This window comes from Streptomyces sp. NPDC001093, assembly GCF_040298985.1.
In the GTDB taxonomy this organism is placed as follows: Bacteria; Actinomycetota; Actinomycetes; order Streptomycetales; family Streptomycetaceae; genus Streptomyces.
Genome location: NZ_JBEPBF010000235.1, coordinates 1 through 7,485 on the forward strand (window position 1 = coordinate 1; position 7,485 = coordinate 7,485).

4 protein-coding genes and 2 pseudogenes are annotated in these 7,485 nt (G+C 76.5%); 4 read left to right on the plus strand and 2 right to left on the minus strand.

Annotated features, from left to right (window positions below; all coding sequences use genetic code 11):
• Together ABT288_RS48725 and ABT288_RS48730 are read right to left on the minus strand one after the other, a co-directional pair.
• Positions 1-1,284: pseudogene (locus ABT288_RS48725) on the minus strand (HEAT repeat domain-containing protein); the annotation flags it as partial.
• Positions 1,285-1,451: 167 nt separating this feature from the next.
• Positions 1,452-3,161, minus strand: a complete 1,710-nt coding sequence (locus tag ABT288_RS48730) for a DNA alkylation response protein (protein ID WP_351623173.1) — start codon at positions 3,159-3,161, stop codon at positions 1,452-1,454.
• Between the two features lie 71 nt (positions 3,162-3,232).
• On the opposite strand from ABT288_RS48730, the gene ABT288_RS48735 reads away from it, so the two are divergent.
• The 4 genes and pseudogenes from ABT288_RS48735 to ABT288_RS48750 form a co-directional block, all read left to right on the plus strand.
• On the plus strand, positions 3,233-3,991 hold the full coding sequence (locus ABT288_RS48735) for a PaaX family transcriptional regulator C-terminal domain-containing protein (protein WP_351623175.1): 759 nt from the start codon (positions 3,233-3,235) through the stop codon (positions 3,989-3,991).
• Positions 3,988-4,398 carry a DUF6221 family protein gene (locus tag ABT288_RS48740; protein ID WP_351623176.1) on the plus strand — a complete coding sequence of 137 codons (411 nt, stop codon included), beginning with the start codon at positions 3,988-3,990 and terminating at the stop codon, positions 4,396-4,398. Before ABT288_RS48735 ends, ABT288_RS48740 begins: the two co-directional genes overlap by 4 nt.
• Before the next feature lie 584 nt (positions 4,399-4,982).
• On the plus strand, positions 4,983-5,828 hold the full coding sequence (locus ABT288_RS50470; RefSeq protein ID WP_502973020.1) for a hypothetical protein: 846 nt from the start codon (positions 4,983-4,985) through the stop codon (positions 5,826-5,828).
• 8 nt (positions 5,829-5,836) lie between these two features.
• Positions 5,837-7,429, plus strand: a pseudogene (locus ABT288_RS48750) (cation-translocating P-type ATPase); the annotation flags it as partial.
• Between the last annotated feature and the right edge of the window lie 56 nt (positions 7,430-7,485).

The window sequence follows — 7,485 nt, forward strand, 5'->3', positions numbered from 1 at the left end:
GGTCGGCGGAATCCGCCCGAGCCGGTGTCGCACCGCGGGGGCGAGCGGGGCCGCGGCGGCGCCCAGGTGGGCCAGTGCGAACCCCAGGTCCACCGGGGCGGCCGGGCCGGCCAGCAGGTGGGCCAGGGCGGGGACCGCCCGCGGATCGCCGGTCCTGGCCAGCGCCTTGAGCGGATCGCCCAGCGCGCAGGAGCCGCGCTCCACGCGGTGCGTCCACAGGTCGGGCCGGGCGCACACCAGGGTGTGCAGGTCGCCGGCGGCGGGCGCGGCCAGCGCGTACAGCTCCGCCAGCACGGCGGCCGCCGCGTCCCGCAACCAGTCCTGTTCCGCCGCCAGTTGGGCGCCGAGCAGCCGGACCGTGCCGCTGTGGTCGCCGCGCCAGCCGCGCAGCAGCGTCGCCGCCATCCACACGCCATGGCGCCGGTCCACCGGGTCCGCACCGGTCAACTGCCCGCCGAGCAGCGCGATCCGGTCGTCCACGCGGTCACCGAGCGCGGTGTGCAGGGTGCGCAGCAGCCGGGAGCCCTCCTCGTCGGACGGGCGCAGCCGCCATATGCGTCCGACGAGGGAGCCGGCGGCGCAGGGCTCGGGGACGCGGGCGCGGTGCGCGGAGCGCTCCCGCAGCAGCCGGACCGCCGTCGGGACCAGGCCGGCGGGCAGCCGGGCGGGCGCGACGAGCGCCAGCTGACCGAGCGCGGCGAGCCGCAGCCCCGGCGCGTACGGCGGCGCGCTCTGCTCGGCCAGGAGGTCCACCGCGGCGTCGGCGTGCGCGGGGTGCCGGCGGACGAACAGGGCGAGCGCCTCCGGGAGGGCGAGCAGGACCCGTTCCTCCCGCTCGGCCCGCAGCCGCTGCCGTAACAGGTCCAGGACCCGGGCCGGCGCGGCCAGGAAGTGCACGAGGGCAGAGGCGGCCGCCCGGCGCACCGCCGGGTCCGGGTCTTCGACGAGCCGGACGAACACCTCGGCGCCCGCGCACACGGCCTCCCGCGCGCGTGGGTCCCCGTCCGCGCTCTCCGCACCGATGCCGACCAGCAGTTCCACGATGCCGCACCGGTCCCGCACCTCCTCGCGGGCCACGAGCGAGAGCAGGAACGGAACGCAGGCCAGCGTCGAGTCGTACACGCACCCCTGGTGGTGCAGCGCGGCGTACATCCCGTCGAGCGCGGTCGCCCGCTCGGCGGTGTCCGCGGACGCCAGCGCCCGTAACCAGCCGGGCACGTCCTCCGCGCTGCCGTACGCGTGCCGCAGCGAGGCCCAGTCGACCTCGTCGATCCCCGTGAACACGTTGTCCTCCCCGGGCGAGTGCCACCTGATCGCGAGTGTGCACCACGGCACTGACAACGGTCCGGAGTGGGGCGCTGACTGTGTGCGATCCGTCGGCTGTCACCGGCCAGGGTGCGAACCGCGCGCGCCCGCCCGCCGAGTGGAGCGCCGGCGCCCGGGGGAGGGGATCAGTTCAGGCCGGGCAGGGCCCGCTCCAGGATCGTGCCGAGGTCGGTCCCGGAGGGCAGCGTGCCGAACGCGTGCCCCCAGTCGCCGCCCAGCCGGCTCGCGCAGAAGGCGTCCGCGACCGGGTGCGGGGCATGCCGCACCAGCAGGGAGGCCTGCAGCGCGAGCGCCATCCGCTCGACCAGCCGGCGGGCGCCCACCTGGTCCGTTTCGGCCAACTGGTCCTTGAGCGCGGCCACCGCCGTGTCCAGGCGGGCGTCCGCCCCGCGCGCGAGGGCGAGTTCGGCGAACAGGGCCTCGGCGGTGTCCGGTTCGCGGCCGAAGGCGCGCAGTACGTCGAGCGCGTTGACGTTGCCCGAGCCCTCCCAGATCGACAGCAGCGGAGCCTCCCGGTAGTGCCGGGGCATGCCCGAATCCTCGACATAGCCGTTGCCGCCCAGGCACTCCAGGGCCTCGGCGGTGAACGCCGGGCCCCGCTTGGTGACCCAGTACTTGCCGACGGCGGTGGCGATCCGCCGGAAGGCCCGCTCCCCGGCGTCCCCGCGCACCGCGCGGTCGGCCGCGCCGGCCAGCCGCAGCGTGAGCGTCGTCGCCGCCTCCGACTCCAGCGCCAGGTCGGCCAGGACGTTGCGCATCAGCGGCTGCTCGATCAGCCGGGCGCCGAACGCGCCGCGGTGCCGGGCGTGATGCCCCGCCTCGACCAGCGTCTTGCGCATCAGCGTCGCCGAGGACATCACGCAGTCCAGCCGGGTGCAGTTGACCATCTCGATGATGGTCTTCACCCCTCGCCCCTCCGGCCCGACCAGCCAGGCCACCGTCCGGTCGAACTCCGGCTCGGAGGAGGCGTTGGAACGGTTGCCCAGCTTGTCCTTCAGCCGCTGGATGCGGAAGGTGTTGCGGCTGCCGTCCGGCAGCACCCGCGGCACAAGGAAGCACGACAGACCGCCCGGGGCCTGTGCCAGGACCAGGAAGACGTCGCACATCGGCGCCGACGTGAACCACTTGTGCCCGCGCAGCGTGTACACACCGGGCTCCCCGGTCGGCGTGGCCACGGTGGTGTTCGTCCGGACGTCCGACCCGCCCTGCTTCTCGGTCATGCCCATCCCCGCGAGCAGACCCGGCTTCTCGGTCGGCACGCGCAGCTCCGGGTCGTACTCCCGGCTGGTGAGCAGCGGTTCGTAGACCTTGGCCAGATCCGGCTGTGCGCGCAGCGCGGGCACGGCGGCGTACGTCATCGACGTCGGGCAGCTGTGCCCGGCCTCCGTGTGCCCCCACACCAGCCCGCCCGCGGTACGGGCCACATGCGCGCCGGGCCGCTCGTCCGCCCACGGGGCGCCGGCCAGGCCCTCGGCGACCGCCGTCCGCATCAGGTGGTGCCAGCTGGGATGGAACTCCACCTCGTCGACCCGGTGGCCGTAGCGGTCGTGGGTGCGCAGCACCGGCTCGTGCCGGTTCGCCAGCTCACCCCACTCCTGTGCCTCGGCGCTGCCGGCGCGCACCCCCAGGCGCCGGATGCCGTCCTCGGCCCACCCGGCGCCCTCCCGGCGCAGCCCCTCCAGCAGGACCGGATCGTCGGAGGTGTCGTACGGGGCCAGGGGCGGGGCCTGGTTGGTGACCTCGTGCGTGGCGTACCGAGGCTGGGGCTGGGACGGTGACGCCGACTGTGCCGGTGACTGCGCCTGCGACTGAGACGGGGCGGGAATCGAGACCATAGGAGCATGTTGCACTCTCGCTGCGGTCGTAGCAATACTGCAACAAGAGGGGGCACGTAGAGTACGTGTCCATGCCCATGAACGTCTCGTCCGAGCCGGAGGAGGCAGGCCTGCGGCCGCTGTCCGCGCGGTCGGTCGTGCTGAGCCTGCTCCTCGGCGCGCACCCGGCGGAGCTGCCGGTGAAGGACCTGGTCCGGCTGGTGGAGCCCTTCGGTGTCGGCGGCTCCACGCTGCGGGCCGCGCTGAGCCGGATGGTGGCCGCGGGGGACCTGCGCCGCACCGACGCCGTCTACCGGCTCAGCGACCGGCTGCTGGCACGCCAGCGGCGCCAGGACGAGGCGCTCCGCCCGGGCACGCGCGCGTGGGACGGCGACTGGGAGATGGTGGTGATCACGGCGAGCGGCCGCGGCCCCGCCGAACGCGCCGATCTGCGCGCCCGGTTGGCCGCCCTGCGCCTCGCGGAACTCCGCGAGGGCGTATGGCTGCGCCCGGCCAACCTCGACCGCGCTCTGCCGGACATGCTGGGCTCCGTCGCCCGGACGTACGCCGCGCGGCCCGACGAGCCCGCGCCCGAGCTGGTCGCCCGGCTCTGGCCGGTGGACGCCTGGGCGGCCACCGCGCGGACACTGCTCGCCCGCACCGCGGCCGCCCGGACCCCGGCGGACCGCCTCACCGCGTACGCCGCGGCCGTACGCCACCTGCTCACCGACCCCGTCCTGCCCCCCGGACTCCTCCCCGCCGACTGGCCCGGGGAGGCCCTGCGCGCCGCCTATGCGGGCTATCAGCGGGAGCTGGCCGCCTCGGTGGGGCGAAGGGAGCGTGCCGCATGACGGCCGTGGCTCTCGAACAGTTCCTGCGCACCCGGTTCCAGGAGGAGGAACGGGTGGCCCGGGAGGCGATCGCCGGTGCACCCGGCGCGGTCTGGGGTGTCATGGCCGACGAGATCGAGCAGGTGCTCACGTCCTGGGACGGCAGGACCACGCACACACCCATGGTGCAGTTCGGCGCCGACGATCCCGTGCAGTTGCTCACCCATGTGGCCCGGCACGATCCGGCCCGGGTGCTGCGCGAACTCGAGGCGAAGCAGGCTCTGTTGGACGAGCACCGCATGATGGACGACGGCACGTGCCGCACCTGCCACCAGGGCCGTCCTCCTCGTTCGCCCTGCACCACGCTGCGCCTGCTCGCCGTGCCGTACGCCGGCCATCCCGGATACAACGACTCCTGGCGCCCTTAGTCCGGTGGTCCGGCGTTCGAGCGACCTCGGCTCCGACGGCGTCCGGGGGCGACCCCGCCCCACCGCGTTGCGGCGGGCACAGGCGTCGCACAGGCGGACCTTCCTGCGCGGCATCTCCACCATCCTCTTCGAGGGCGTCGACGACACCGGCACCACCCCGGCGCGACCCGCACGCCCTTCGGCGGCAACGCGCTGTACGACGACCCGGCGGGGAGCGGGAGGGCTCCCGGCCGCGGGTGATCGCCCGGATCCACAGCCCCGGCCACTCCGACGCGGTGATCGACTGCGGCCGTGCGGTACGCGACCCCTCGGCACCGGCCCGGCTGCCGCCCGCCCTCCAGGCCGAGGACCGGCCGCACCTGAACCCCGAGGGCCACCACGTCCTCGTCCAGGCCGTGCCCGGGGGCTTGTTCCGCGGCGGTCGCCGAGGCGTCGGGGGCGAGGTGTTCACGCGGTGCGGGTGGCGCGGGCGCGGTGCGAGGCGTTCCCTGGGAAATGGGCACCCCCGGGGGAGAAACGGGGATGACCAGCGCGGTAGCGGGCACTCGGTGGAGCACGCAAGACGATCTCACCCGAGGAGAGTCATGGCTGAGCAGAAGTCGTCGTCGGCCCTCACGGCGCCCCTGCGCGGCGCCGCCTCGGTACTGCGCAGGGTGCCCGGCGCCGGGATGGTGAGCAGGGCCGCCGAGGGAACCCTGGACAAGGTCGGCGCGGTCTCGCCCCGCGGGCGGCGCATCGCGGTGTACGCGGGGGCCGGAGTGCTCGGCGCCGCAGGCGTGGTGGAGTGGCCGGTGGCCCTCACCGGCGCGGCCGTGGCCTGGCTCACCCAACCCCGGCCCAAGCATCCGGCGGACGGCGGGAACGGGGCCGGGCACGGTCCCGAGCCCGCCCATGACCTCGGCACCGCGGCCCTGCGGTCCGGCCACGGCGGGCGGTCCCGGGGCGCCGGCGGCAGAGGTCGGGCGGAGGCCGCCGCGGATACCGGGCCTTCCGGCGGGGCCTGGGACGCCGGGGCCGCCGAGGCCGGGGTCGAGGCTGCCGGGGCGGCCGAGGCTTCCGGAGAGACCCGGACCGCCGGCGGCACAGGGACGCACGGAAGCGGCCGCACGTCCGGCAGCACCACCGGGGCACACGGAAGCAGCCGGACGGCCCGCGGCACCGCGACGCCCGGAAGCGCCACCGCATCCCGGACCGGCCGGACATCGAGCACCGCCGGGAAGACCGGCCGTGCCGGGACGGGCGGCGGCGCCCAGGCATCCCGGACCAGCCGTGCGTCCGGCACCACGGGGTCGTCCGGCGGCGCCGGGACATCCGGGACCACGCGGACCTCCGGCAGCGCCCGGACCACCCGCAGCGCCGAGGACGCGGTGGGCAAGCCGTCCACCGGGCCGCTCGGACCCACGGCGCGGCCCGACCGCACCACACTCTGAGGAGGGCCATGGCGCTCCGACTGCTGACGGTGCCCTCGGCGGCCGCACGGCTGCTGCCCGCCGCACCACGGCTGCTCGCGCCGGCGGTCGGAGCGGCTGCCGGCGCCGCCGCGGGGACGGCGCGCGCCGGAGTGCGCGGCGCGGACGCCGCCGTACGGGTGGCGCGGGTCGCGCGCAACGCGCTGCCCGGCACCGGCGACCACTGGCGGGCCGGCGCCCGCACCCACCTCGCCCTGCGGCCGGTGGAGCACGAGCAGGTGCGGCGCGCGGGCGGCACCGCCCATCTGGCGCGCCGGGTGGCCGAGTCCCTGGCCGAGCGGCCCGACGTGCTCGTCGCGTACTGGGACCAGGGAATCGCGCGTCTGGTGGTGACCGCGACCGAGGAGGAGGCCACCGACCAGATCATGGACCACGCCGCCGAACTGGCCGAGGGGCACGGACTGCTCCTGGCCGCCGGGGACGTGGAGGAGACCACGCATCCGGCCGACCCGGCCGGGGTGCGCGCGGCCGCGGCCACGCTCGCCGCCGACACGGTGGGCATCGCCGGCGCGGTCACCGCGTGCGCGCTCCGGCTGCCGCCGGCGCCGCGCCTGGCCACCGCGGTGGTCACGCTGCTGCGGGAGAACCCGCGCTTTCGCGCCCTGCTGCGCGCCCGGCTCGGGGACACCGGCATGGACCTCCTGCTGGCCTGCGCGAACGCCACGGTCCACGGAGCCGGACAGACCCCCACCTCCCTCGTCCTCGACGGCGCCCTGCGGGCCTGCCAGGTCGCCGAGACCGTGGCCCGTTCCGCCGCCTTCGACGCGGTGCACGACCAGTTGTGCGCGCCCGGGCGGGTCAGCCTCCCGGCGGACGGCGCTCCCCGCCCGCCCCTGCGGGAGTCCCCGGCCCAGGAGTACGCCGAGCACGCCTCCGCGGGCAGCGTGCTGGGCGCCGCGGCCACCCTGCTGGTCAAGCACGACATCACCGAGGCGGCGGAGGCCGTCCTCGCCGGCTCGCCGAAGGCCGCCCGCTACGGCCCCGCCGCCTTCCACGCGCTGCTGAGCGCCGCGCTCGCGCGCACCGGGGTCCTGGTCCGCGACCCCGACCGGCTGCGCCGGCTGGAGATGGCCGGCACGGTCGTCCTGCACTCCAGCGCACTGCGCACCGACGAGGGCGAGGCCGACCCGTGGGCCGAACCGGTGCTGGACGCGGCCCGCCGCGCCCGCCTGCGCGTGGTGCTCGTGGACGACCCCGCCCTGGAGGACTTCACCGGCCTCGCCGACCGGGTCGTCGACGCGCGCCGGCCGCTGGACGACGTGGTGTACCAGGCGCGCGGCGACGCCGGCGCGGTGCTCGCCGTCGCCCGGGTCCGCACGGCCGACGAGCGTGACGTGCTGGCGGGGCTGCGCTGCGCCGACATCGCGGTCGCCCTCACCGACCGCGACGGCGCAGTGGTCTGGGGCGCGGACCTCCTCGCCCTGCACGGGCTGCCCGACGTATGGCGGGTGCTCACCGCGATTCCGGCCGCCCGCACGGTCGGGGGGCATGCCCAGACCCTGGCTCGTTCCGGCGCCGCGCTGTCCGGGCTGCTCGTGGCCGTCGGCGAGTCGGGCGGCGGCATGCCCCTCGGAGGTGCGCGGTGACGACGATTCCGACGACGTCCTCGATGCCGGGC